Origin of the sequence: Acinetobacter sp. V91_7 (assembly GCF_031799075.1) — a bacterium.
GTDB lineage: Bacteria > Pseudomonadota > Gammaproteobacteria > Pseudomonadales > Moraxellaceae > Acinetobacter > Acinetobacter calcoaceticus.
This window is the reverse complement of record NZ_JAVQNT010000031.1, coordinates 356518-381386: the sequence shown is the minus strand read 5'-3', so window position 1 is coordinate 381386 and position 24869 is coordinate 356518. Positions and strand designations below refer to the sequence as shown.

23 protein-coding genes and 1 pseudogene are annotated in these 24869 nt (G+C 39.0%); 15 read left to right on the top strand and 9 right to left on the bottom strand.

Going from position 1 to position 24869, the window contains the following annotated elements; genetic code table 11:
- Nucleotides 1–47 precede the first annotated feature (47 nt).
- The 3 genes from RMB03_RS08335 to RMB03_RS08325 all read left to right on the top strand — a co-directional run bounded on the left by RMB03_RS08335 (nucleotide 48) and on the right by RMB03_RS08325 (nucleotide 2702).
- On the top strand, nucleotides 48–1367 hold the full coding sequence (locus tag RMB03_RS08335; RefSeq protein ID WP_003652692.1) for an adenylosuccinate synthase: 1320 nt from the start codon (nucleotides 48–50) through the stop codon (nucleotides 1365–1367).
- Between the two features lie 121 nt (nucleotides 1368–1488).
- A complete protein-coding gene (locus RMB03_RS08330; protein WP_311075293.1) occupies nucleotides 1489–1806 on the top strand; it encodes a hypothetical protein in 318 nt (105 codons plus the stop codon).
- A 116-nt stretch (nucleotides 1807–1922) separates the two neighbouring features.
- Entirely contained in the window at nucleotides 1923–2702 is a 780-nt protein-coding gene (locus RMB03_RS08325) for a M48 family metallopeptidase (RefSeq protein WP_005041942.1), read from the top strand.
- A 56-nt stretch (nucleotides 2703–2758) separates the two neighbouring features.
- Here RMB03_RS08325 and RMB03_RS08320 read toward each other — a convergent pair whose 3' ends face one another.
- Nucleotides 2759–3808, bottom strand: coding sequence for an NADP(H)-dependent aldo-keto reductase (locus tag RMB03_RS08320; RefSeq protein WP_056478713.1), 1050 nt, complete (start codon nucleotides 3806–3808; stop codon nucleotides 2759–2761).
- A 159-nt stretch (nucleotides 3809–3967) separates the two neighbouring features.
- The gene (crp, locus tag RMB03_RS08315; protein ID WP_311075289.1) at nucleotides 3968–4675 is read right to left on the bottom strand and encodes a cAMP-activated global transcriptional regulator CRP; all 708 of its coding nucleotides are present in this window, start codon (nucleotides 4673–4675) and stop codon (nucleotides 3968–3970) included.
- A 241-nt stretch (nucleotides 4676–4916) separates the two neighbouring features.
- Here crp and RMB03_RS08310 point away from each other — a divergent pair.
- The 3 genes and pseudogenes from RMB03_RS08310 to RMB03_RS08300 form a co-directional block, all read left to right on the top strand.
- Nucleotides 4917–4979, top strand: a pseudogene (locus RMB03_RS08310) (hypothetical protein); the annotation flags it as partial.
- Between the two features lie 135 nt (nucleotides 4980–5114).
- On the top strand, nucleotides 5115–5537 hold the full coding sequence (locus RMB03_RS08305) for an OsmC family protein (protein WP_005041936.1): 423 nt from the start codon (nucleotides 5115–5117) through the stop codon (nucleotides 5535–5537).
- A 92-nt stretch (nucleotides 5538–5629) separates the two neighbouring features.
- Nucleotides 5630–6055, top strand: coding sequence for a GNAT family N-acetyltransferase (locus RMB03_RS08300; RefSeq protein WP_311075286.1), 426 nt, complete (start codon nucleotides 5630–5632; stop codon nucleotides 6053–6055).
- On the opposite strand, the gene RMB03_RS08295 is transcribed toward RMB03_RS08300, so the two are convergent.
- The gene (locus RMB03_RS08295) at nucleotides 6052–6861 is read right to left on the bottom strand and encodes a peptidoglycan DD-metalloendopeptidase family protein (protein WP_311075284.1); all 810 of its coding nucleotides are present in this window, start codon (nucleotides 6859–6861) and stop codon (nucleotides 6052–6054) included. The two genes, RMB03_RS08300 and RMB03_RS08295, sit on opposite strands and share 4 nt — an antisense overlap.
- Nucleotides 6862–7163: 302 nt before the next feature.
- Here RMB03_RS08295 and clpB point away from each other — a divergent pair, with 302 nt between their 5' ends.
- Nucleotides 7164–9743, top strand: coding sequence for an ATP-dependent chaperone ClpB (clpB, locus tag RMB03_RS08290; protein ID WP_311075282.1), 2580 nt, complete (start codon nucleotides 7164–7166; stop codon nucleotides 9741–9743).
- A 66-nt stretch (nucleotides 9744–9809) separates the two neighbouring features.
- Here clpB and RMB03_RS08285 read toward each other — a convergent pair whose 3' ends face one another.
- Complete coding sequence (locus RMB03_RS08285) at nucleotides 9810–10289, bottom strand: CinA family protein (RefSeq protein ID WP_281835414.1); 480 nt, start codon at nucleotides 10287–10289, stop codon at nucleotides 9810–9812.
- Nucleotides 10290–10559: 270 nt separating this feature from the next.
- Between RMB03_RS08285 and RMB03_RS08280 the strand changes: the two genes are divergently transcribed.
- Nucleotides 10560–10976, top strand: a complete 417-nt coding sequence (locus RMB03_RS08280) for a hypothetical protein (protein WP_017391580.1) — start codon at nucleotides 10560–10562, stop codon at nucleotides 10974–10976.
- Nucleotides 10977–10994: 18 nt separating this feature from the next.
- Here the strand turns inward: RMB03_RS08280 and rlmKL are convergent, their stop codons facing one another.
- Nucleotides 10995–13205 (bottom strand): bifunctional 23S rRNA (guanine(2069)-N(7))-methyltransferase RlmK/23S rRNA (guanine(2445)-N(2))-methyltransferase RlmL, encoded by a 2211-nt coding sequence (gene rlmKL / locus RMB03_RS08275; protein ID WP_311075276.1) that lies wholly within the window; start codon nucleotides 13203–13205, stop codon nucleotides 10995–10997.
- 239 nt (nucleotides 13206–13444) lie between these two features.
- On the opposite strand from rlmKL, the gene RMB03_RS08270 reads away from it, so the two are divergent.
- The 5 genes from RMB03_RS08270 to RMB03_RS08250 all read left to right on the top strand — a co-directional run bounded on the left by RMB03_RS08270 (nucleotide 13445) and on the right by RMB03_RS08250 (nucleotide 18696).
- A complete protein-coding gene (locus tag RMB03_RS08270; protein WP_311075274.1) occupies nucleotides 13445–13789 on the top strand; it encodes a hypothetical protein in 345 nt (114 codons plus the stop codon).
- A gap of 124 nt (nucleotides 13790–13913) precedes the next feature.
- Nucleotides 13914–14930, top strand: a complete 1017-nt coding sequence (locus RMB03_RS08265; protein ID WP_003652674.1) for an aspartate carbamoyltransferase catalytic subunit — start codon at nucleotides 13914–13916, stop codon at nucleotides 14928–14930.
- A gap of 12 nt (nucleotides 14931–14942) precedes the next feature.
- On the top strand, nucleotides 14943–16178 hold the full coding sequence (locus RMB03_RS08260) for a dihydroorotase (RefSeq protein WP_311075271.1): 1236 nt from the start codon (nucleotides 14943–14945) through the stop codon (nucleotides 16176–16178).
- Between the two features lie 213 nt (nucleotides 16179–16391).
- Nucleotides 16392–17813 carry an OmpA family protein gene (locus RMB03_RS08255; RefSeq protein ID WP_198496206.1) on the top strand — a complete coding sequence of 474 codons (1422 nt, stop codon included), beginning with the start codon at nucleotides 16392–16394 and terminating at the stop codon, nucleotides 17811–17813.
- 103 nt (nucleotides 17814–17916) lie between these two features.
- On the top strand, nucleotides 17917–18696 hold the full coding sequence (locus RMB03_RS08250; protein ID WP_311075267.1) for a DUF2520 domain-containing protein: 780 nt from the start codon (nucleotides 17917–17919) through the stop codon (nucleotides 18694–18696).
- 14 nt (nucleotides 18697–18710) lie between these two features.
- On the opposite strand, the gene RMB03_RS08245 is transcribed toward RMB03_RS08250, so the two are convergent.
- From RMB03_RS08245 to trmB, 3 genes are all read right to left on the bottom strand, one after another.
- Nucleotides 18711–19337 carry a glutathione S-transferase gene (locus tag RMB03_RS08245; RefSeq protein WP_311075266.1) on the bottom strand — a complete coding sequence of 209 codons (627 nt, stop codon included), beginning with the start codon at nucleotides 19335–19337 and terminating at the stop codon, nucleotides 18711–18713.
- A 304-nt stretch (nucleotides 19338–19641) separates the two neighbouring features.
- Complete coding sequence (locus RMB03_RS08240) at nucleotides 19642–20016, bottom strand: hypothetical protein (RefSeq protein WP_005041909.1); 375 nt, start codon at nucleotides 20014–20016, stop codon at nucleotides 19642–19644.
- Nucleotides 20017–20188: 172 nt separating this feature from the next.
- Nucleotides 20189–20905: a tRNA (guanosine(46)-N7)-methyltransferase TrmB gene (gene trmB, locus RMB03_RS08235; RefSeq protein ID WP_004642023.1), complete on the bottom strand. Its 717-nt coding sequence runs from the start codon at nucleotides 20903–20905 to the stop codon at nucleotides 20189–20191.
- Between the two features lie 145 nt (nucleotides 20906–21050).
- Here trmB and RMB03_RS08230 point away from each other — a divergent pair, with 145 nt between their 5' ends.
- Both RMB03_RS08230 and RMB03_RS08225 read left to right on the top strand, forming a co-directional pair.
- Nucleotides 21051–23489, top strand: a complete 2439-nt coding sequence (locus tag RMB03_RS08230) for an ExeM/NucH family extracellular endonuclease (RefSeq protein WP_311075261.1) — start codon at nucleotides 21051–21053, stop codon at nucleotides 23487–23489.
- A 207-nt stretch (nucleotides 23490–23696) separates the two neighbouring features.
- The gene (locus RMB03_RS08225) at nucleotides 23697–24308 is read left to right on the top strand and encodes a glutathione binding-like protein (RefSeq protein WP_003652661.1); all 612 of its coding nucleotides are present in this window, start codon (nucleotides 23697–23699) and stop codon (nucleotides 24306–24308) included.
- A 59-nt stretch (nucleotides 24309–24367) separates the two neighbouring features.
- Here RMB03_RS08225 and RMB03_RS08220 read toward each other — a convergent pair whose 3' ends face one another.
- Nucleotides 24368–24712 carry a hypothetical protein gene (locus RMB03_RS08220; RefSeq protein ID WP_311075258.1) on the bottom strand — a complete coding sequence of 115 codons (345 nt, stop codon included), beginning with the start codon at nucleotides 24710–24712 and terminating at the stop codon, nucleotides 24368–24370.
- Nucleotides 24713–24869 lie beyond the last annotated feature (157 nt).

Genomic DNA, 24869 nt, shown 5'->3' with positions numbered 1-24869 from the left:
TTTACTGGTGGTTTCCAATTTTAACAGCATGATGTAATGAGGCTATTATGGGCAAAAATGTTGTGGTACTTGGTACCCAATGGGGCGACGAAGGTAAAGGTAAAATCGTCGACCTGCTCACAGATCAGGCGGCTGCGGTAGTACGTTATCAAGGCGGACATAACGCAGGTCATACTCTTGTCGTAGGTGGTAAAAAAACTGTATTGCACCTCATTCCATCAGGTATTTTACGTGAAAACGTATTGTGCTTAATTGGTAATGGTGTGGTACTTTCACCAGCCGCATTAATTGAAGAAATGGGAATTTTGGAAGCAGAAGGAGTTCCTGTTAAAGAACGCCTACGTATTTCTCCAAACTGTCCACTCATTTTGCCTAACCACATTGCACTTGATCAGGCACGTGAAAAGAAACGTGGTAATGCTAAAATCGGTACTACAGGTCGTGGTATTGGTCCTGCATACGAAGATAAAGTGGCTCGCCGTGCAGTGCGTGTTGCTGACCTTGTTCGTGGTGGTGCAGCATTAGAAGAAAAACTGTCTGAAATGCTTGAGTTACATAACTTCCAGTTAACTCAGTTCTACGGTGTAGAAGCTGTTAAATTTGAAGATGTATTGGCTCTTTGCAACCAATGGCGTGAAGTTCTTGCTCCATTAGTGGTTGATGTGACTAAAGTGTTGCATGACTATCGCAAAGAAGGTAAGGCTGTAATGTTTGAAGGAGCTCAAGGCTCTCTTCTAGATATTGACCACGGTACTTATCCATATGTTACAAGTTCAAATACAACTGCTGGTGGCGTAAGCTCTGGTTCAGGTATGGGACCTTTACATCTTGATTATGTATTAGGTATTACTAAAGCTTATACAACTCGTGTAGGTGCTGGCCCATTCCCAACTGAATTGGTTTACGATGCAGCAGCTGATGCTGGTGATCCAGTGGGTAAACACTTGGGTACAGTAGGTCATGAGTTTGGTGCTTCTACTGGTCGTCAACGTCGTTGCGGATGGTTTGATGCTGAAATCCTTCGCCGTTCTGTAGATGTAAACTCACTTTCTGGTATTTGCTTAACTAAACTTGACGTTTTAGATGGTTTAGAAGAAGTGAAAATCTGTGTGGGCTATGAAAATACAGATTCAGGTTGTGTGGGTTCTTCTGATGCGGTTTCTTTTGAATGCTTGAAACCAATCTACGAAACTATGCCTGGTTGGAGTGAGTCGACTGTTGGTTTAACTAGTATCGACCAATTACCAGCAAATGCTTTGGCTTATGTGAAGCGTATTGAACAGTTAATCGAATGTCCGATTGATATCGTTTCAACTGGTCCAGACCGTGCAGAAACAATTGTTTTACGTCATCCATTCTCTGCTTAATTAGCAAAGATTAAAAAAGCCTCCTGAAAGGGGGCTTTTTTATACCCGACTAAAGTGCAGTTTTTGTTTGATTCGATTCAGATTAAAACGTTATATATCGATAAGGAATGATGGGCTCAGGATGAAGCTGCAACCAACTATTTCAAAAACAATTTTTTATTCTTTTTTATTTGCTATTGGTGGCTCTCCAACATTAGCGATGTTGGTCATTTATGGACAAGCATATCATGAAGATTTCTTCATGACTGCTTTTATGAGCTTGTCAGTATTGTTCGCATGCGTGTTAATTCCTGTGGTATTCATACAAAATAGTTATTTACTCTGGAAAAGAGAAAGTCCTAATCTTGAAGAGAAAGTTAAGACCTTAAGTCATATCTATCTTGGCTTAAATATAATATGTTTGATTTTCTGGATTTATTTGATGACTTTATCTACTTGATCGTTACATAAATACTATGATCATGAAGAAATGAGACATTCAAAGCATACTCGGGATTTCTTATAATAAGTGCAAAAGAATAAACAGCTTTTCTAACGATTTAGGTGATCCAATTGATGAATAAAAGACTTTTTTTAAGCTTATGTGCTGCGAGTGTTGTAACAATTTCTGGGTGTACAACAGTAGCTGACATGGCAGGCGCAGATACAGCGACTTTAAATGCTCAATCTGCTCAAGGTTTTAATAAAATGGTGCAGGAAGCACGTGGTAAGGGTGCGCTAGATACTAGTTCTAGTACATATAACCGCATTAATTCTGTATTCAACCGTTTGAAACCGTATGCGAACCAGATGAACCAGACAGGTCAGCCATTTAGCTGGCAGTTGGCAGTGTTGAAGTCTGACACGATTAATGCCTATGTAGCACCAGGCGGTAAAGTTGTGTTCTATACCGGTATTGTCAATAAATTGAACCTGACTGATGCTGAAATTGCAGCAGTTATGGGGCATGAAATGACTCACGCTTTAGAAGAGCATGCAAAAAGTAAAATTGGCGCTCAGGCTCTAACTGATTTAGCTCTTGGTATTGGTCTAAGCTATGCTGGTAATAATGTCGGCCAACTTGGTACTGCTGCGGCTCAACTGGGTTCGCAAGTGGGTGTAGGCTTGCCATATTCTCGTAGCTTGGAAAGTCGTGCTGACCAAGGCGGTTTAATGCTAATGGCGCGTGCAGGTTATAACCCAAATGCTGCGATTACACTTTGGGAAAAAATGAACAAGCTTGAAGGTGGTGGTGGTTCATCTTTCTTGTCTACTCACCCATCTAACTCTCAGCGTATTGGCGAAATGCGTAAAAACTTGCCTGCAGCAATGGCAGTTTATAATAGCCGTAAATAAGATATAAAATTTTTTATAGATAAAGAAAACGGATGCTTAAGCATCCGTTTTTTTATTTAAGGCGCAGGGTTGGGCTGTTGAGTGTGAATGGCTTCAATACCTTGTAAAACTTCAGTAGATAATTCAATTTCAAATGCCTGAATATTTTCTTTAAGTTGGTCTAGATTCGTGGCACCAATAATTGTGCTGGTCACAAAGAATTGTTGTTTGATAAATGCTAATGCCATTTGGGTTAAGCTTAACCCATGTTTCTCTGCTAGCTGTGCATATTGTTCAGTTGCCCATTCGCTTTGAGGGTTACTGTAGCGGCTAAAACGAGGAAATAATGTGACACGGGCATTAGCCGGACGTGCGCCATTTCTAAACTTGCCAGAAAGATAGCCAAACGCAAGAGGAGAGTATGCCAGTAAACCAACATCTTCATATTTTGCAATTTCAGACATACCTAGTTCATAAGTACGGTTGAGTAGACTATATGGATTTTGAACACTTACAAATTTGCTGACACCTAATTTTTCAGCCAAATGTAAAAATTTCATGGTGCCCCATGGGGTTTCATTCGATAAACCAATATAGCGAATGCGTCCGCGGTTAATCTCTTCTTGTAGAGCAAGTAATGTTTCTTCTAGAGGTGTTGTGTCGTAATCATTTTGAGCTTGTTGGTTGCCATAAGCTAACGTACCAAAGAAGTTGGTGTGACGTTCAGGCCAATGGAGTTGATATAGGTCGATATAGTCGGTTTGGAGGCGTTTGAGTGAACCATCCAGGGCTTTCGCAATATGATCGCTGTTGAAGCGCGTATGGCCTTCTCGGATGTGTGTTCCTCCAAAGCCAGGTCCGGCAATTTTAGAGGCAAGGAAGACTTTGTCACGTTGACCATTTTGGGCAAACCAATTGCCAATGATCGTTTCTGTTGCACCGTAAGTTTCAGGTTTTGGCGGAACCGAATACATCTCTGCCGTATCCCAAAAATATAAATCGTGTGCCAAAGCATAATTGAGTTGTTGAAATGCTTCTTGCTGGGAGTTTTGCTCACCAAATGTCATGGTGCCTAAACAAATTTCTGGAAGCTTGAGGCCTGTGCGACTAAGTGGGTTAAATTGCATACAGCGGAATCCTTGGAAATTTTGAGTTAGCCTAACTGAGAATATGTATTCAACTTAAATCATAAAATTAGAATAGTTTGTAAGTTTTGTGTATTAACTCATTGTTGCATATAAAAAAAGCAAACCGAAGTTTGCTTTTGATTAAAAATTTAATAAATATTATTCTTCATCATCATAGTCGTCATCAGAAACAGGTGCATCTTCTAATGAAACATCAAAAATAAGAATAGCTTTACCATCTGTTTGGATCATGCCTTGATCTTCTAAAGTTTTGAGCACACGGCCAACCATCTCACGTGAACATCCAACAATACGACCAATTTCTTGACGAGTAATACGAATTTGACGACCGTTTGGCAAAATCATTGCTTCTGGCTGTGAAGATAGGTCGATTAAACAACGTGCAATACGGCCAGACACATCGATAAATGCAAGATCTGTCATTTTACGGGTCGTATTTTTTAGACGGCGAACGAGTTGTGCAAAAACAGCATAACTTAAGTCTGGATATTGTTTGCTAAGTTCGTGGAAGTTGTCATAAGAAATTTCTGCAATTTCACAGACATCACGAGTACGAACTTCAGCTGTACGTTGAGGGTTCGGTTCGAAAAGCCCCATTTCCCCAAAGAAGTCGCCCGGATTCAAATATGCAACAACAATTTCACGTTCATCATCTTCGCGTAAAATAATTGAAACTGAGCCTTTTAAAATTAAATATAAAGATTTCGACTCTGTTCCGGCATCAACAATTGTGGTTCGTTTTGGATATCTGTTGATGTGAGCACGTTTTAACAATGCTTTAACGGATTCAGGTAGTTGCCCCGGGGATAAAGCATCTGTGCTGAGTTGTGAAAAATTTGAAGTCATGCTTAATATGTTCCGAATAGGGTAAACAATTCACACAAGCCCGAGATGAGCTATTACACAGAAGAGATGAAATTCCTTATCAACTCATTTTATGTTAGTGTACAAAACAAGGGTCTGTTGACATTTCACAGATGGTTGCGACATAAGACAATTCTTTTAGACGTTACCAAGCAAGAGCTATGAAATTTAGCCATTCTAAATAAATAGATCTTAACAACGGAACGTACAAAATAACATAGTCTTGCGCTATGCCTGCGCTGCTTAAATGGCAACTCAGATTATGGCTGAAATTTCACAAACTATATAACAAAACTGGACAAAGGATTGCAATTGTCTGGGTTTTGCGTCTTATTTGGATTAATTTTTAGCTCTAACGCAATCCATAGATGAAATGTCAACAGACCCTGCTTAAATTTATAATTTTTTTTAGGTAGTTGCAATGCAAACAAGTGTACATTGGCTAGAGAATGTTGCTTTTGAAGCGAAATCAGATAGTGGGCATAGTGTCATCATGGACGGCTCACCTGAGTATGGTGGTGAAAACCGTGGTCCACGTCCTATGGAGTTGCTATTAATGGGACTTGGTGGGTGTGCTTCGTTTGATATTGTGACCATTTTAAAGAAATCTCGTCAAGATGTGACGAATGTTGTATGTAATTTAAAAGCTGAGCGCGCAGACACAATTCCCGCTGTTTTCACTAAAATCCATTTGCATTTTGTGGTAACGGGTAAAGCTGTAAAAGAAAAACAGGTTGCAAAAGCGGTTGAATTATCTGCCGAAAAATATTGTTCAGCGAGTAAAATGCTTTCTGATGGTGGTGTTGAAATTACCCATGACTTCGAAATTATTGAAGCTGAATAAGGTGTTTTTTTGATAGGTAGAAAAAAGAAGCTGACATTAGAGTTGGCTTTTTTATTGTCAAAAATAACTAAAAAATAAGAGGATAAATGAAAGTGAATATTCGTACTGCTAAATGGGAAGATACTCAGGCCATATGCGATTTACTTAAACAGATGGGGTACCCACAACCACTCGCTCTTATCCAAGAAAAATTTGAAATACTGCATAGCGATCTTAAAGCAGAACTTTTGGTTGCTGAAGATGAAGATAAAGTGTGTGGTTTTTTATCCCTTTATTTTATTCCACAAATCGCCTTGAAAGGTGACTTTGCCAAAGTATGCTATTTATGTGTTGATGAAAATATACGAAGTAAAGGTATTGGACATTTACTTTTGCAGCAGGCTGAGCAATTGGCAAGACAACGTGGTTGTGATCGAATGGAACTGCATTCGGGCGAACAGCGAACATTGGCGCATCAATTTTACTTACGAGAAGGCTATGTAGATGCGCCAAAATATTTCCGAAAAAAACTAAATTAGCGCGTTTTGCCTAAGAATAACTGAGGGTCTACTCGTGCATTATTAAGGCTCATGCCCCAATGCAAGTGCGGACCTGTCACACGTCCAGTTTTACCCACTAAACCTAAAGTTTCTCCTTGGCGGATATGTTGGCCTTTTTCTACTTTAATTGTACTTAAATGGCAAAACATACTAATTAAGCCTTGCCCGTGATCAATTAATACAGTTTGACCATTAAAAAAATAAGATCCAGTTTGGATTACAACACCATCTGCTGGTGCAACTACTTTTTGTCCCACTGGTGCAGGGATATCTAAACCTGAGTGGGGCGCGCGCTCTTCGCCATTAAAGAAACGTTTTCGCCCAAAAGAGTTGCTGAATTTCCCTGAAGTGGGGCGTATAAATTTTGGCAACGCTTGCCATGAGCTCTGTGTAAATGAGTTATACACATCATTTTGTTCTTTAGCTTCTTGAGCGTAACGGTCTAACTGACTTTGATTTGGATTTACATAGTCTTGGTTAGTAACTTTAATCCGTTGCTCAGCGTAAGGATAGGATTTAATTTCTATTTGAATTGGGGCTTTATTCGTATCAAGCTGTACAGTACCAAGAGGTGTAGATAAAGGGATCCCGAACACAGCATAACGCTGATGACCTTCTTGACTGATTAAAACTGGTTTTTGCTGGAAGTTGACCTGAGTAATATCAGCAGTTAAAGGAATAACCGCAATTCCACCTGCTCTTCTAGAATCTTGTGGCAGCTCGGCCATTGCCAGAGTAGCTGTAAAAAGACAGGTTGTTGTTAATATAATTTGTTTGAAAAGCATAGCAAATATCAAAATTAATGAATGATTAGAAATATAGACTAAATCTTAATTGTAGAGTTCTCAATGAAGTCTCTGTGAATACTATAAGTTTAAAAAGAATAGCTCAGCTCAAGTTTAAAGATATTTTATAAAATATAGCAGAAGTGTACTTGAAATATACAATAAACAAACCCATATTATAATGGAGTTTTACTCATTGTTATTTTAATAACATTATGAAAAATATATAAAATTTATTTGAAATCCGAAAAAGTGTTCCCATTTATTACACAAGTACAAATTTGTTGTGAGGAATAACAAGAATGCGTTTTGAAAAATTTACGAACCGCTTACAGCAAGCTCTCTCAGATGCCCAATCCTTAGCAATGGGTAAAGACCATACCGCGATCGCAGGTATTCATATTTTGAGTACCTTATTAGAAGAGCCATCAAACATTAGTTTGTTGCAACAAGCAGGTGCACGGTTACCTGAACTTAAAAAAAAGCTTGAGCAAGCGATAAAAGATGCTCCGACCATTGCGAATCCGACTGGAGATGTCAATTTAAACCCTGAAGCCGTTAAAGCGCTTAATCTGGCAGATAGATATGCGCAAAAAGCAGGCGATGAATTTTTGTCAACTGACTGGGTTCTATTAGGGTTGGCAGAGACAGGTGAAACTAAAAATATTTTAAGTGCTGTAGGTGTAACTCCAGACAGCTTACGTAAAGTTATTGAACATATTCGAGGTAGTGACAAAGTCATGAGTAATAATCACGAAGATCAACGTGACTCACTTAATAAATATACGATTGATTTAACTGAGCGTGCTTTAGCGGGAAAACTTGATCCGGTGATTGGGCGTGATGATGAAATCCGCCGTACTATTCAGGTCTTATCACGTCGTACAAAAAACAACCCTGTACTCATTGGTGAGCCGGGTGTTGGTAAAACCGCTATTGTTGAAGGTTTGGCGCAGCGTATTGTAAATGGTGAAGTACCAGAAGGCTTAAAAAGCAAACGAGTTTTATCATTAGATTTAGGTTCATTACTGGCTGGTGCTAAATATCGTGGCGAGTTTGAAGAACGTTTAAAAGCTGTTTTAAAAGATTTGGCTAAACACGAAGGCGAAATCATCCTGTTTATTGATGAGCTACATACGCTTGTAGGCGCAGGTAAGGGTGATGGCGCAATGGATGCAGGGAACATGTTAAAACCTGCATTGGCGCGCGGTGAGTTGCGCTGTGTGGGTGCAACAACCTTAGATGAGTATCGCCAATATATTGAAAAAGATGCAGCTTTAGAACGTCGCTTCCAAAAAGTACTGGTTGATGAGCCAAGCGTTGAAGATACTATTGCGATTTTGCGTGGTCTAAAAGAGAAATATGCCACTCACCATGGCGTACAGATTTTAGACTCAGCGATTATTGCTGCCGCAAAAATGTCTCATCGCTATATTACAGATCGTCAATTACCAGACAAAGCAATTGACTTGATTGATGAAGCAGCTTCTCGTATTAAGATGGAAATTGACTCTAAACCAGAAGCGCTTGATAAGCTCGACCGCCGTTTAATCCAGTTGAAAATGCAATTGGAAGCTGTAAAAAAAGATGAAGATGTAGGCAGTAAAGCCGAAGTCGCTCATCTTGAAAAACAGATTGCTGAAGTCGAGAAAGAATACAACGATCTTGAAGAAATCTGGAAATCTGAAAAAACTTTGGTAGAAGGCACCAAACAAGCTCAGGTTGAACTTGATAAAGCGCGTATTGCTTTTGAAAAGGCTCAGCGTGAGGGTGATTTAGCTGAAGCAGCACGTTTACAGTATGGTGTAATTCCAGAGCTTCAAAAACAACTTGAGCAAGATGAAATTGCAGAAGAGAACGAAGAGCCAAAACTTATTCGTACTAAAGTAACTGAAAATGAAATTGCTGAAGTCGTGAGTGCAGCAACAGGAATTCCAGTTGCTAAAATGCTGCAAGGCGAGCGTGAAAAACTACTCAATATGGAAGGTTTTTTACATGACCGCGTTGTAGGGCAAGATGAAGCTGTTGTAGCCGTTTCGAATGCTGTTCGTCGTTCACGCGCAGGCTTGTCTGATCCGAACCGTCCAAGTGGTTCATTCTTGTTCTTGGGTCCAACAGGTGTTGGTAAAACCGAGTTAACAAAAGCACTGGCGAACTTTTTATTTGACAGTGATGATGCCATGATTCGTATCGACATGAGTGAATTCATGGAGAAACATTCGGTTAGCCGTTTGGTGGGTGCGCCTCCGGGTTATGTGGGTTATGAAGAAGGCGGTGTTTTAACTGAAGCTGTTCGCCGTAAACCATATAGTGTGGTGTTGTTTGATGAGGTTGAAAAAGCGCATCCTGATGTATTCAATATCTTGTTACAAGTATTGGATGATGGACGCTTAACAGACTCACAAGGCCGAGTAGTCGACTTTAAAAACACGGTTATTGTGATGACATCGAACTTGGGTTCACAAGATGTACGTGAGCTAGGTGAGGGGGCAACAGACGATGAAGTGCGTACTATTGTAATGAATGCGGTAAGTCAGCATTTCCGTCCGGAATTTATTAACCGGATTGATGAGCTTGTGATTTTCCATTCACTCAAGAAAGCACAAATTCGAGGCATTGCCGATATTCAGTTGGATCGATTACGTTCACGACTTGTTGATCGTGATATGAGTTTAACTGTAGATGATACTGCTTTTGATTTATTGATTGATGCTGGTTTCGACCCTGTATATGGCGCGCGTCCGTTAAAACGTGCGATTCAACAACAGATTGAAAACACATTAGCTCAAAAAATCTTGTCGGGTGATTTTGTCGCAGGTGATACCATTTTAGTTAAAGGTGAAAATGGTCACTTAGTCTTCGATAAAATGAAACTCAGCTAAGCTTTTTCTGCTAAAACCGAAAAGAGAATATGGAAACATATTCTCTTTTTTTTATGGTGAAGCTGTTTATGTTGTTGATGTGAGTAAAGCAACTAAGGCATCTGAAACTTTCTGAGTTAATGTTTTTAATTTTTGTTCGGGGTGGCCCGATAAAAAATAATGGTAATGATAAATACGGTCTTGGTAATAAATACACATAAAAAAAGTACCTACAGGTTTTTCTGCGGTTTCACTTCCTCCAGATTTTAATAGACCAGTACAACTTACAATAAGATCGGCTTGTGGAAATAACATTTGGCCTAGCTTGCACATTTCTTCTGTGACTTGTGGTGACTCAGCTGTGTAAGTCTCTATTAACTTTGGATCGATATTTAAGATACTAACTTTAATGCTGGGGTCATAACTCACTAAACCACCGAGTAAAATGTCTGCACCACTATTTTTATGAATGGAAAATTGACTAGTTAAATAACCCGAACTGGCACTTTCAATAAAGGCAATTTTAAGTTGACGAGTTTCTAATATTTGGCAGCAGTGCTGAAGCATTATTTTCACCTCGAATGGTGTTTATTTATAAATAAAATCAATTTACAGATAAATTATAAAATCACAGTAAGGGATTTAAGGGGGTGGTTCAAGTCTGAGATAACAATCTATAAAACTACTCGAATATTCACAAAATGCTTGTGAAAAAAATCAGGTTTTAAAATGATCAATGTTAATTGTCGGGAAGTTTGTTTATAACATTGCGACATGTTTAAAAAATTGTTAATTTTGTTCGATATAACAAACAATAACAATTTTAGGATGAATGAAATGAACAATAAACAAGGGTGTATGCTGGGAATTTTGAGCGGTGTATCTGTATTATTATCAAATACATGGGCAGCACAACCAATGTCGGAAAGTGCGCTTGCAACTCAAACAGGAGCGATAACCACGTCTTTACCCGTCATTATTGCGAAAGCTCAGGACGATGCAAAAAAACCTGCGATAGAACAACAACAAGTACGTCAGGCGTTAGGAGATAACTATTTACAGCAGGTTCGATGGGATGCGCTTAGAACTAGCGTACTTTCTCCTTATCAAGAACAAAAACAAAATCGTGTTGTTGATAGTAAAGAAAAGAAGAGATTAGAAATGATTGCGCTACCGGAAAGAGCAGACCGATTTACCAAATATGATTTTGAGTCAAAAAATGTTCATGGCGAGGTTATTATTACCGTGAAGTAATAATAACCTCTAGTTTCATTAATATTGATCTAGAGCAGGGTGCTGAATTTTCCACGCACGGTGGATTTTTTGATTACGTTTAAAATCAAGGCCAATTGTTTCAGAAGTGATTTCTTCGACCTGAAAAATAGCTTCGATCTCTTCGTCCATTTCAAAACCACGATAGTTATTCGAGAAATAGAGCGTGCCTTCACTGTGCAAACGGTTCATTGCACGTTTAATGAGTGAGATATGGTCACGTTGTACATCGAATGTACCATAGAATTTTTTCGAGTTTGAGAATGTTGGTGGGTCAATAAAAATAAGGTCGTATTGTTCATGACCTTCTTTCAACCACTCAAAACAGTCGCTGGCAAAGAACATGTGTTGTTCATCTGCATGATCTACAGTTAAACCATTTAGCACGAAGTTTTCTTTTGACCAGTTTAAGTAAGTGTTAGATAAATCCACACTTGTCGTACTTGCGGCACCGCCAAGTGCAGCATGTAAGCTTGCAGTAGACGTATAACTATATAAGTTCAAGAAGTGTTTACCACGTGCTTCTTGAGCAATACGTAAACGCATTTGACGATGGTCAAGGAATAAACCTGTATCTAGGTAATCAGTCAGATTAACCAAAATTTTAGCTTTACCTTCTTGCACGATAAAACGTTTTGAAGCTGTACTTTGTTTCGTATATTGAGTTGTACCAGTTTGGCGTGCACGTGTCTTAATAAAGATGGCATCGCGGTTTAAACCAGTAACAGCACGAATTGCAGCAAGCGCTAAATTAAAACGTTTTTTAGCTTTTTCTGGATCGATTGTTTTTGGTGGAGCGTATTCCTGAACGTGTAAACGGTCACCATATAAGTCAACAGCGACATTAAAGTCAGGTAAATCGGCATCATACAAACGTAAGCAATAAATATTTTCTTTCGTTGCCCATTTTTTCAAGGCTGTCATATTTTTTTGCAAACGGTTAGCGAAGTCTTGTGCTTCTTCCATTTCAATAGGTTGGGCTTGCCAAGTCGCTAAAAATGGCTGGCTCACTTTTTCTGGTTTGATTACACCGAAACGAATATAAATTGGCAACTTACCATTCATTAAACGTAAAGTTTCAGGTGCTTCAAATGCTAAAACATCGGATTGTTCAATTTGAGCTGCAATAATTGCCGCATATTGATTTGGGAAATGTTTTTGTAAAAGCGCTGATAAACCTAGATATAGAGAACGGTTAGAAGCTTTTTCACCTAAACGTTCACCATAAGGTGGGTTAGTCACAATAAATGCAGTTTTGCCTTCAGCAGCAAAATCCGGCCAGTCAGCTAAAGTGCGCTCTTCGATCTGAATCTGACCTAATAAATTTTCAAAGCCTGCCGCAATAATATTTTCACGAGTTGCTTTAATTGCTTCCCAGTCTGCATCGTAGGCATAAAATTTAGGTAAAGGTAATTCAAGTGCCTTTTCGTGACGCTCTGCTGCTTCTGCTTTAAGTGAAAGCCAAAGTTCGCGGTCATGACCATGCCAGCCATTAAATCCAAAACGGCGAACAAGTCCTGGTGCACGGTCAGTTAAAATCATTAATGCTTCAATGATAAATGTGCCCGAACCACACATTGGGTCAAGCACAATCTCTGGATTACGCTGTTTGAGCTGAGCTTTTTGTAAAATTGCCGCAGCAAGGTTTTCTTTAATTGGTGCATCCGTCATAAAACGGCGGTAGCCACGTTTATGTAGCGAGTCACCTGATAAATCTAGACAGTAGGTGTGTTCAGTTTTACCTGCCAAAGCATAGATCGTAATTTCTGGTTGTTTGGTGTCAATGCTAGGGCGACGACCTACAGCTTCCATAAAGGAATCAACAACGCCATCTTTTACACGCAGTGTAGCAAATTGCGTATTTACCATAATTTCACGTTCTGCATGTAAGCGGATTGCGAAAGTACTTTGTGGTGCAAAAATAAGTGACCAATCAAAGCTCATCGCGCCTTCATAGAGCTCTTCTGCTACATCACGGGCATCATGCGTAAATTCAAGTTCATAAGTATGAATAGGAAGTAAAACACGAGAAGCGAGACGCGACCACATACAAATGCGGTAAGCTTGTTCAAGCGTTCCTTCAATGATTAAACGTCCTGCTTTACGTTCTGTCACTTTGGTGCCAAGTTGTTCTATTTCTTCTTGTAAGAGGGGTTCTAAACCATCAGCACAAGTAATCCAATAGTGGTTTAAACGTAAAGAGGTATTCATAAACTCGATTGACCAAAACATATAAATATTAACGATGCAAAGTTTAACGTATTTTGATGTCTAAAGGTTTTTAAATTATTGCAACCTATCATTTAGCAACCAATAAACTGATTTTTAATGAGTAATACCTTGAAATTGGTATGTATTTTGCTAGGCCAATACTATCGATGGTTATTTATTTAATAGACATAGTCGGTTTTTAACCATTTTTATAATTTTAATGGATGGGGACGTTATAAATGAAAGACATGATCGGGAATAGTTTTACCACTAATGCAGATGCTTTCTCTGTGGCTACACAAATATATGTACGTATGCGTAGGGTGACTGGGCGGGTAATAGATGCAATGTACGTGATTCAAAATAAAGATTATGCAAAATATGTAATTACGGTAGCGTTAGAAACAGAGGATGACGAATTAAAACGATGCGTTGAGCGATTAAGATCGTTGGTTGACACACTGCCAGAGCCTTCTCAAAAAGAAAAACTTGCTGATGTTAAAGTCGATGAGGATTCAGAAATCACCGCCGAAGACATTTATCGGGCACAAGTTCCACACCATTATATAGGTGCATTGAGATAGTCCAGATCACGGTCCTAAATTTTCTGGTCAATTTAGGGCCTTATTCTGTAAAGTTCTTCTGCGAAAAGAGCGGAATTCAGCTACACTATGCACGTTTTCGCGATTCGACCCATAGGAATCCATTATGCATATTGCAGCGTTGCATCAACCGAGCCAGGTTCAGCTCAATCAAGACGGAAATTTAAAACATTTTTTAACGATTGAGGGACTTTCAAAAGAAAACCTCACTAAGATTTTAGATACCGCACAAAGCTTTTTAGATGATAATAATAATTTAATTAACCGTCCGCTCTTAGAGGGATTGACGGTTATGAATCTTTTCTTTGAAAACTCCACCCGTACTCGTACTACTTTTGAAGCAGCAGCAAAACGCTTGTCTGCAAATGTATTGAATATTGATATTGCACGTTCAAGTACATCAAAAGGTGAAACGCTACGAGATACGCTCTGGAACCTTGAAGCAATGGCTGCCGATATTTTTGTTGTACGCCATTCATCTTCGGGTGCTGCACATTTCATTGCCAAAGATGTGTGTCCAAAGGTCGCGATTATTAATGCAGGAGATGGACGTCATGCCCATCCAACGCAAGCGATGCTCGATATGCTTACCATTCGCCGTGAAACAAAAAAACCGTTTGAAGAGTTGAGTGTTGCCATTATTGGTGACATTAAACACTCTCGTGTAGCACGTTCGGATGTTGCAGCATTACAAACACTAGGATGTAAGGATATTCGTGTGATTGCACCGAATACATTATTACCAGTGGGCTTTTCAGAATATGGCGAGCATGTCCGTTTGTTTAACAACATGGATGCAGGGATCGCAGATTGTGATGTGATTATTGCTTTACGTATTCAAAATGAGCGTATTGACTCTCCAGCATTATCTTCACAGTCTGAATTCTACAGAATGTATGGCCTAAACAAAGAACGTCTTGGTTTGGCTAAACCGGACTGTATTGTAATGCATCCGGGGCCAATGAATCGTGGTGTAGAAATTGACTCAAGTGTGGCGGATGGAGACCAGTCGGTTATTCTGAAACAAGTAACCAACGGTATTGCAGTTCGTATGGCTGTGTTGGCGTTGTCAATGCAAGGCCAACTCCAAGAACAAGGCTTAATTGAAGCGATTACGTTGTAAGGAATGGATCACATGAGTATTGTAAAAATTGAAAATGTACGTGTGTTAGACCCAATCCAGAAAACAGACAACGTACAAACTGTATATATTCAAAATGGCAAGTTGGTTGCTCCAGTAGAACAAGTTGAGCAAACCATTGATGGTCAAGGCAAATGGTTAATGCCAACCATGGTTGATTTGTGCGCACGTTTGCGTGAGCCTGGTCAACAGCAACACGGGACACTTAAATCTGAAGGGAAGGCGGCACGTGCTAATGGCATTTTGCATGTCATTACCCCGCCAGACTCAAAGCCGATTGTACAAGACAACGGTGCCCTCATTCATGGCTTGATTGAAAAGGCATGGCTTGATGGTGGCATTCACATGCATATTATTGGTGCCCAGACGCAAGGCTTAAATGGTAAACAACCTGCAAATATGGCTGGCCTGAAAAAGGGCGGTTGTACTGCTGTTTCAAATGCCAACGCTGCTTTTGAAAATGATGATGTTGTTATTCGTACCTTAGAATATGCAGCAGGTCTTGGCTTAACGGTTGTGTTCTATGCCGAAGAACCACAGATTGCTAAAGATGGATGTACACACGAAGGCTTTATTGCTTCTCGCCAAGGTCTGCCGATGATTCCGGCACTTGCTGAAACTGTAGCGATTGCAAAATATTTGCTTATGATTGAAGCAACTGGCGTAAAAGCTCACTTTGGTTTGTTGTCTTGTGGTGCATCGGTTGAGCTAATTCGTGCTGCAAAAGCAAAAGGCTTACCTGTGACTGCCGACGTTGCAATGCACCAGTTGCATTTAACTGAACACTTAACAGACGGTTTCAATTCACTTGCACACGTTCGCCCACCATTGCGTTCCGAGCAAGATAAAGAAATTTTACGTCAAGGTTTAAAAGAAGGCGTAATTGATGCAATCTGTACGCACCATGAGCCTTTAAGCAGTTCGGCAAAAATGGCGCCATTTGCTGAAACTCAGCCGGGCATTTCAGCTTTTGATACCTATGTATCGTTAGGGATTCAACTCATTAATGAAGGTTTATTTGAACCTCTAGAATGGGTTGCTAAAGTAACCAGCGTGCCAGCGCAGGTTGCGAATATGACCGCGCGTTGGGAAAATGAAGCTGGATGGGTATTGGTAGATCCTGCTTTAAGCTGGACAGTAAGCAAAGACACAATTTTATCGCAAGGGAAAAATACCCCATTGTTGAGCCAAACCTTGACAGGTAAAGTGCTGCAAACTTTTGCTAACTGATAAACTACTTAGTTAAAGTAAATTTAAAATATAAACAGGTAGATCAATAAGATCTACCTGTTTTGTAAATACTAGATGGAAAATTGTATATAAATTATATAAAAAACAATAAAAGATTCTAGGCAGATTAGAATAAAAAACTATCAGCAAAGAAGAACTATTTGAATAATCAAAAGTTGCTGGTTACGACGTATAAATTCGGGAGAATAACCAATGTCGATAAACCCTATAGAATTGCTTAAAGAAAAAGTATCTTCAATATTATTAGATGAACAGGATGGATACCTAGGCGAAAAATCAAATGCTTTATCTAAGTTTTATCCAATTTTACTTTCATTATTAGCTGCTAAACCTGATCTTATTGGACAATTGAAAAATAGTCTGGCTCCATCATTATCCGATCTTTTTTCTCATAATGATCAAATCAAGAATACCGTGCTTACTCATTTAAGCGGTACAGCACCAAATAATGAAATTGAAAGCACACTCAACAGTGCAATTAAACCGAGTCTTACTGCAATTTCAGATGTTGCTGGAAATGACCAGCAAAGTATTGTGAATTACTTGCGCCAGCATGCAGATACTATTCGTTCATATTTACCTGCATGGGCAGTGGGTCTATTAGCGCCTTTAGGTGTGGGTGCAGGCTTATCTTCGGTTCCACACTCAACTTCAACAGCTCCACCATTAGCTGCAGCCAGCGAAAAAACGGGTAAGTCTCGTGGGTTCTTGCCCATTATTGCTCTAATTATTCTGGGTCTTATCATTGCGTGGTTATGGCGTTCTTGCCAGCATAAAGAAGCTGTACCAGCACCAGAACCGTCGGCTGCAAGTGGTGTTGAAGCCGCTGCTGCACCAGCTAGTTTAACTTTAAGTACAGATGATAAAGGGGCAGTGAGTCAGTGTCAGGCTGGGATTGGCGACCAAGGCTTCTTGGCAACGCTGCAAACAAACGTTAAAAAGGTTTTTTCGACAACTCAAGATTGTAATGTGGATACAAGCCAAACTTATGCGGCTTCATTTACAGACAAAGATGCACTTGCTGGTGTGCTTGGCGCATTAAAAGGTGTGCCAAATGCATCTTTAGAATGGGTGGGTGATAAAATTACTTTGAAAGCGGGTGATGCGGCAGCATTAGAAGCTTTAACTGCAAAAGTAAAAGCATTGGTGCCACATACTGAGGTTGTAGCCGCAGCACCAGTAACAGCTGAACAATCTGTGAGCAATAGCTTGAGTGCATCACAAACTGCTCTAACAGCAATTGACCCGAACAATGTCGATGTAAATGCTTTGGTGAAAGCCCTTAACTTGCAAATTATTAATTTTGCGAGTGGTTCAAGTGAAATCCCTGCGGATAACAAAGCTATTCTTGATCAAGCTGTAACACTTTTAAATAAAGTGTCTGGAGTGAAATTAAATGTTGGCGGTCATACAGACTCAACTGGCAATGCAGCTTCAAATAAAGCTTTGTCTCAACGCCGTGCTCAAGCCGTAGTAGATTATTTAACATCTAAAGGTGTAGATGCTTCTAAATTAGTTGCACAAGGTCATGGTTCTGATCAACCAGTTGCTGAAAATACAACTGATGAAGGACGTTTCAAAAACCGTCGCATCGAGTTTTCAGTAGCTCAATAATGAAATAATTTATGAAAAATTATTGATTTTATTCCTTTTGATTTGAAAAAGGCTTCTCATTTTGAGAAGCTTTTTTCATAGAGATAAATATTGTTGGGTTAATATGAAAATCAGTTTGATAGGAAGTGGACGAGTTGCCTTTCATTTGGCACAGGCTTTATTGGCTCAAGGTCATAACATCGTACAAGTCTATGCACGTGATTTTGATAAAAACCAGAAATTTGCAGAGAAAATTCAAGCAAAAGCATGTCAGTCTTTACAGCAATTTCAATCGACCGATCTCATCATTCTAGCAGTTTCAGATAGCGCAATTGCAGAGCTTGTAAAACAGGTTCATGAATTATTCCCTGAAACTCTTATGGTTCACACCTCGGGTAGTACAGATATTGAAGTCATCAGTCATGTGCATGAGAAAGCAGGGGTGTTTTATCCTTTGCAGACTTTCAGTCTTGAAAGAGATGTTGACTGGACTGCAACGCCGTTGTTTGTTGAAGCAGTAGCAGATGTCGATCAGAAACTACTTTCAGATTTAGCAAATAGCCTAAGCAATCGAGTATATCAATACACCTCAAAACAACGTTTAACTTTACATTTAGCGGCTGTGTTTGCTTGCAACTTTAGTAATTATTGTTTTGATATGGCAAAGCAGATAGTGGATGTAGAGCAAGTCGACTTTAGTTTGCTTCACCCTTTAATTATAGAAACAGCAAAAAAAGCCACTGAAAATGATCCAAAGCAAATGCAGACAGGGCCTGCAATGCGAGGAGATCAAAATATTTTGGCCATGCATCAAGACTTATTAGCTCAAGCAGAACGAGATGATTTAAAACAGGTGTATCAACTTTTAAGTGATGGCATCTTACAACGCCATCACTCAGCTTAAAGGTTAGTTAAAAATCAAGGTTCGCCGTTATTTCCCCATTTTAAAAAGCCCGCACGTTGATTTAAAAGTTCAAAATATTGGTCGACATGACTAAGCGTTGGATGGTCAAAAGGGGTTGCCTTCCAGCGTTGTACAGATAGACCAATTGGAATATCGGCTAAGCTAAATTGTGAACCTGCAACATAGGCTTGAGTTTTTGCAAGTTGTTGATCAAGCATCTGCATATGACGATTCCACTTATCAATACCTTGTTGTAATAAGTTTGGGTCTTGATGATCTGGTGAATGTCTAAGCAGAGACATAATGGTATAAGTCCAGCTGTTATTCAGCTCTATCGCTTGCCAATCAAGCCACTGGTCTACAAAAAATCTTTCTTTTGCTTGAGGAGGGTAAAGCTGATTCTCTTTATCGTAGGCATTTGCGAGATAACGGATAATACTATTGGACTGCCAAAGTACTAAATCACCGTCTAAGACAACAGGAATTTGTCCATTGGGGTTTAATTGTAGAAATTCAGGAGATTGTGTTGAAAGAACGCCTCTTCCCCAATCTTCCCTTTCATATTCAAGATTTAATTCTTCACAGAGCCATAAGACTTTACGAACATTAATTGAGTTATCGCGCCCTAAAATTTTTAACATATTGTTTTCTGACTTTTCCTGAGTTTAAGTAATTAGTTAGTGAAGTGTTCATTTCTATATTTTTAACATGATTTATGAATATTAATAAGTCTAGAGATTAACTAAAGTGATATTTAAAGAAAACTATATTGCTTGTGAGCTTTTTGTTTTTTGGGAGATATGTGAATAAAGGAAAATTCAATATACCTCAAGAGGGGGATGTTGTTACGTGAAAACAAAATGAATATTCGCTCGTTATGCTGTCTGCATCTGCTTTTAGCAGGCAATAAAAAAACCGCACTTCGGCGGTTTTTTAAATTTTGGTTTATCTACATTGGTTTTCTGGTTGGTTTAATTGCTCATGCAACCATTCAGAATCCTCTTGTAGATTTTCTTTAGTATATCCCATTGTTCTAACCTCTTCTGAGGCTGATTCATATTCTTTAAATCTACTTAAGATAAAGTCAAAAAGTTCAATATTTTCTTTCCATCCTTTGCAATCAAGAGCTTTGAGTTTATTAGACCTAACAAGATCTTCTTGCTCAGTTTTTGCTTCTGTAGAAATGATTTGATTTCTGTCCGATTGTGTTTGAATGTATCGTTCCATTAACTTGTAATATTTAAGTTCAAAGTCTTCTTGAGTTGAGGCAAAGCAGCCACTTGAGACAATTACGCAAATTAGAAATGCGAAAAGCTTCATTGTTATTTTCTGTCTAGTTAAAATGGTGGTTGTTATTATATTTATATAACTAATAATTCAAAGGTTATTTTCATTTAAATCTTTATGCTCAGCTAATTTTTAATTCCGCTTATTCACTAGATTGGTTTTAAAATAAAAAAAGCCTAGTAATAAACTAGGCCTTTTTTATTATTTACTTAATCTTTTTAAAGATAAAGTCATTAATCTTATGACCTGACTCAATACCACGACGTTCAAACTTAGTCACTGGGCGCCAATCTGGACGTGGGTAGCTATTGCCTTTACCTGCCAAGTTTTCAAGATCTGGACGGTTGTCTAATACATCTAACATCCATTCAGCATACGGTTCCCAATCTGTTGCAGCATGGAACGTACCGCCAAGCTCAAGTTTTTGTTCAACCAATGGCATACGCTCATGGGCAACAAAACGGCGTTTAAAATGACGTTTCTTTTGCCAAGGGTCTGGGAAGTAAAGTTGTACGCAGTTAATGCTGTTGTCTGGCATTTCACGTAAAACCTGAATTGCATCTGCATCAAGTACACGTAAGTTTTTAACTTCTGCTATACCTGCTTCATATAGGCATTGAGCAATACCAGGTACGTGAACTTCAATACCCACATAGTTACGTTCAGGATTCGCTTTAGCCATAAGCACTAAAGAACGGCCCATACCAAAACCGATTTCAACAGTTAAAGGGCGCTCTGGATGTTCGAAGTGTTGACGTAAGTCGCCAACAGGATATTCCAAAATTAAATCGCGATGTTGTTCTAATGCCGTGCGTTGAGACGTATTAAGTGGTGCTGAACGACGCATAAACGTCACAATTTCACGGTGTTCAGGCAAATTGTCTAAGTCTGCAATTTGCGTTTCTAACTGATCGATCGACATAACCTTGGCAATATTGAAATTCAAATGCGGTATTTTAAGTCTTCAGGTGATCAAGTCAAATGTTTCGGTGTTTTTCTTCATGTAGATGTCATGATCAATATTTACTCTAAGAGACTAATTAAAACTCATATGAACACTTTTACTCATGAAAACTTTTCAATTAAGAACACTTTCGGTCTTTTTAAGTGCATTAGGTGCATTTTCATATAGCTCAGTTGCTCAGGCACAGCTCATGTTTAGCCAATATGTTGATGGCAGCAGCAATAAAAAAGGTTTGGAAATTTATAACCCAGATGGTGCTACAGTTAATTTAGCTGATTATGAGATTCAACAATTTAATAATGGTGGAACAGCAAAGACAGTGGCTTTTCGTTTACAAGGGTCATTGGCGAGTAAGCAGAAGTTTTTAGTAGGCCGTTCAGAGTTGCAAATTGAGCTTGGAAGTAAAGTTAATCAGGTCGCTGCACTATCTTTTAATGGTGATGATGCAGTCGTACTTGTTTATAAAGGTACACCTGTAGACCGTTTTGGCCGTATTGGTGAACGCCCAGCAGCGGGATGGGGGACGGCAGTTTCAAGCTTAGGAAATAGTTTTAAGCGTATTGAAACAGAAAACCCAGCTTTAAGTGTTGATGCAACCGCAGCATTTGATTTGGATCATTCATGGTCGGCATGGACAAACCGAAATGACTTTTCAAATTTATCAAGTTCTACAACTCAGCCTCCTGTTGAAACAGTAAGTTGTTCGAGCTCAGATACAGCCATTGCTGACTTGGTGGCAGCAACTCAAGACCAGACTTATACTGTGCGTGGTGTGATTACAGCTGACTATCGTTATGCCAATGGATTCTCTGGTTTTTATGTTCAGACCCCAGACACGAAGGCTAGAGCAAATGTTAGCAATGCCATTTTTGTTTATATTCCAAATAGTAGTGCGGTAAAAGGTGGACAAGTTGGCGATGAAGTTATTTTGCGTGGTCGTTTAACGTCTTATCAAAATCAGCTACAGATCGATCAATTACAACAAGATATTCAAACCTGTAATAGCAATATGGCAAATCAGGTTCAGCCGATTAGCCTTGAACTTCCATTTGCTAGTTTAACGGGTGGCTCAATCAATTCACCGCAGCGTTATCAAGGTATGTTGGTCAAATTACCTCAGACTTTAACGGTCAGCGAGAACTACAATTATGGTCGTTATGGTGAATTGTCGCTGAGCTTAGGCCGCTTATATATTCCAACCAACTTATATCCAGCATTATCTCCAGAAGCTAAGGCTCTAGCTCAGAAAAACTTATTATCAAAAATTATTTTTGATGATGGCTATAACAATCAAAACCGTACGCCATGGTTACCAAGCAATTTTAGTGCTGCTAATACGCTACGTTCGGGTTATCAACTTAAAAATGCTGAAGGTATTTTAGAATACCGTTTTAATGGTTGGCGTGTGCAACCTGTGCTTGGGCGCAATCAACCTGAGGTTCTTACTCAACCAAACCCGCGTCAAAGCGTCCTTACTAAAAATGCTAATCACATTCGTGTAGCTTCATTTAACGTTTTGAACTATGACAATGGCGCAACAGGTTTTCCAACAGAGCGTGGTGCGACGACACAAGCGGAGTTTAATAAACAGCATCGTAAAATTGTGAGCGCACTCAAAGCGATTGATGCCGATGTATACGGTTTGATGGAAATTGCCAACAATGGTTATGGCCCAGACAGTGCTATTGCTAATTTGACCAAAGCTTTAGGTAGCGATTGGAAATACGTTGTTCCTGAAAATTTAGACCGTTTAGGTGGTGATGCAATTGCGGTTGCTATTATTTATAACAGTAAGCGTGTTAAGCCTTTAAATAAGCCTGTTGTGCTTGATTTGGGCGACAAGAACCGAACAACACTGGCTCAAAGTTTCCAAGCAGTTCGCGGTAATAGAACATTTACTGTTATTCCAAACCACTTGAAATCGAAAAGCTGTAGTGGGGTTGATGCTAGCTCTACTGACGCCGATCAGAAAGATGGTCAAGGCTGCTGGAACTCAACTCGGGTGAAAGCAGTTGATCAAATTGTGCAGTGGTTAGCGAAAAATCCAACTCAAGTGCCTAAGCAAAATGCTTTACTTGTCGGGGATATGAACAGTTACGCAAAAGAAGAACCTATTTTGTCATTTGAAAAAGCGAACTATAAAGTTTTACTTAACGACGCTAAGATCGGTCAGGGTACTCAAGCATATAGTTATGTATATGGGGTTGCGAGTGATGCCAATGGTAATGGTGGAGCAGGTAACTTAGACCATGCAATTGCTGATGCAGCTTTATATCCAAAAGTTGTGAGAACCTTTGCATGGCATATCAATGCAGATGAGCCAACAGTTCTAGATTACAACGAAGAATATAAAACGGATGAGCAAAAGGCGTTGTTCTATGGTGAAGATGCTTATCGTTCGTCGGATCATGACCCTGTAATTGTAGATCTAGATTTAAATGGAAAAGACTCAAGCCATCCGGATGATGATAAGAAAAATGGTATTTTTGATTTCTTATCTGAATTAATGAACTGGCTTAGCCAGCTTTTTAAGCGTAATTAACGGAAAAATTGTGTGACGCAAATGTGTTTTATCATATTTTAAACAATCGTCACGCAAGACAACTTGCAAGGAATGACTTTTTCAAGAATATTAGATGGTGTAAGTATTTTATAAGTTTACGCTTTTTTACAATTAAAGAATTGTGCAAACCTTGCAGGTTTTCTAGAAGCAATTTAAAACGTTAATATGAGATAACAAGGATCAGATATGAAATTATATTATTCGCCAGGCGCATGTTCTTTAGCTGCACATATTATTTTAAATGAAATTAATGTTGATTTTGACTTAGAACGGGTAAATTTAAAAACTCATAAAACAGAAAAAGGCGCAGATTATTACGAGATTAATCCAAAAGGATATGTACCTGCTTTAGAAATTAATCCAGGTTTAATGTTAACTGAAAACGTTGCGATTTTACCGTTTCTTGCTCAGCATGATCCTAAGCAGGATTTAATTCCACCATCTGGGATGGGTCGTGCGAAAGTATTAGAGTGGTTGGGGTATTTGAACTCTGAATTACATGATGCTTATGCGGTATTCTTTGGGGCGCCTTTAACAACTGATGAAAAAACCAAAGCTTATGCAGAAATTGATCGTCTTTTAAAATATATCGATAATTATTTGGCTGAATCTGATTATGATTATTTAGTAAATGATAATTTTGGCCCAGCAGATGCTTATCTATTTGTTTTAACAAACTGGTCAAACTCAATTGAGCATGACTTAACACCATATAAACATATTATTGCTCTACGTAATAAGGTAGCAGAACGTCAATCTGTACAAATTGCGATGCGTGATGAAGGTCTAATTTCATAATTGGTTTTCAGACATTAAAAAAGCCCCTGTATGAACAGGGGCTTTTTTAATTCTAGAGATTAGTGTTGAGCATCTTTTTTCACATCAGCAGCAGTATTTTCAACAGCTTGAGCAGCATCAGCAGTTGCCTTACGAGCAGTTGCTTCAGTTTTTGCAGCAGCTTCAGCGGTTGCATCAGCAGCATGGTCAGTTGCAGCGTCGATTTTATCAGTAGCATTATCAGTTGCAGTTGCAATATCGTCTGCAGCCTTGTCACCAGCAGATTTGATATCTGCACTTGCTTGTTGAGCTGCATTTTCTAAGTGTTCACCCGTTGTCGCACCTGTTTCTGGAGCTTTATCTTTATTACATCCAACAAGAGCAACGGTCGCAGCAAGACCTAAAGCAACAAGTAATTTATTCATTGTGTTTTTCCTTCTAATTTATGGCATCCAAAATTATGGATGTCTAAAATATAAACATAAACTAACTGATTAATAAAGATCGAAAATTGTTAAAGAGTTGTAACGCTAATATTAAAAAAGCCTAGCATTTTGTAATGCTAGGCTTGGGTTAAATCGT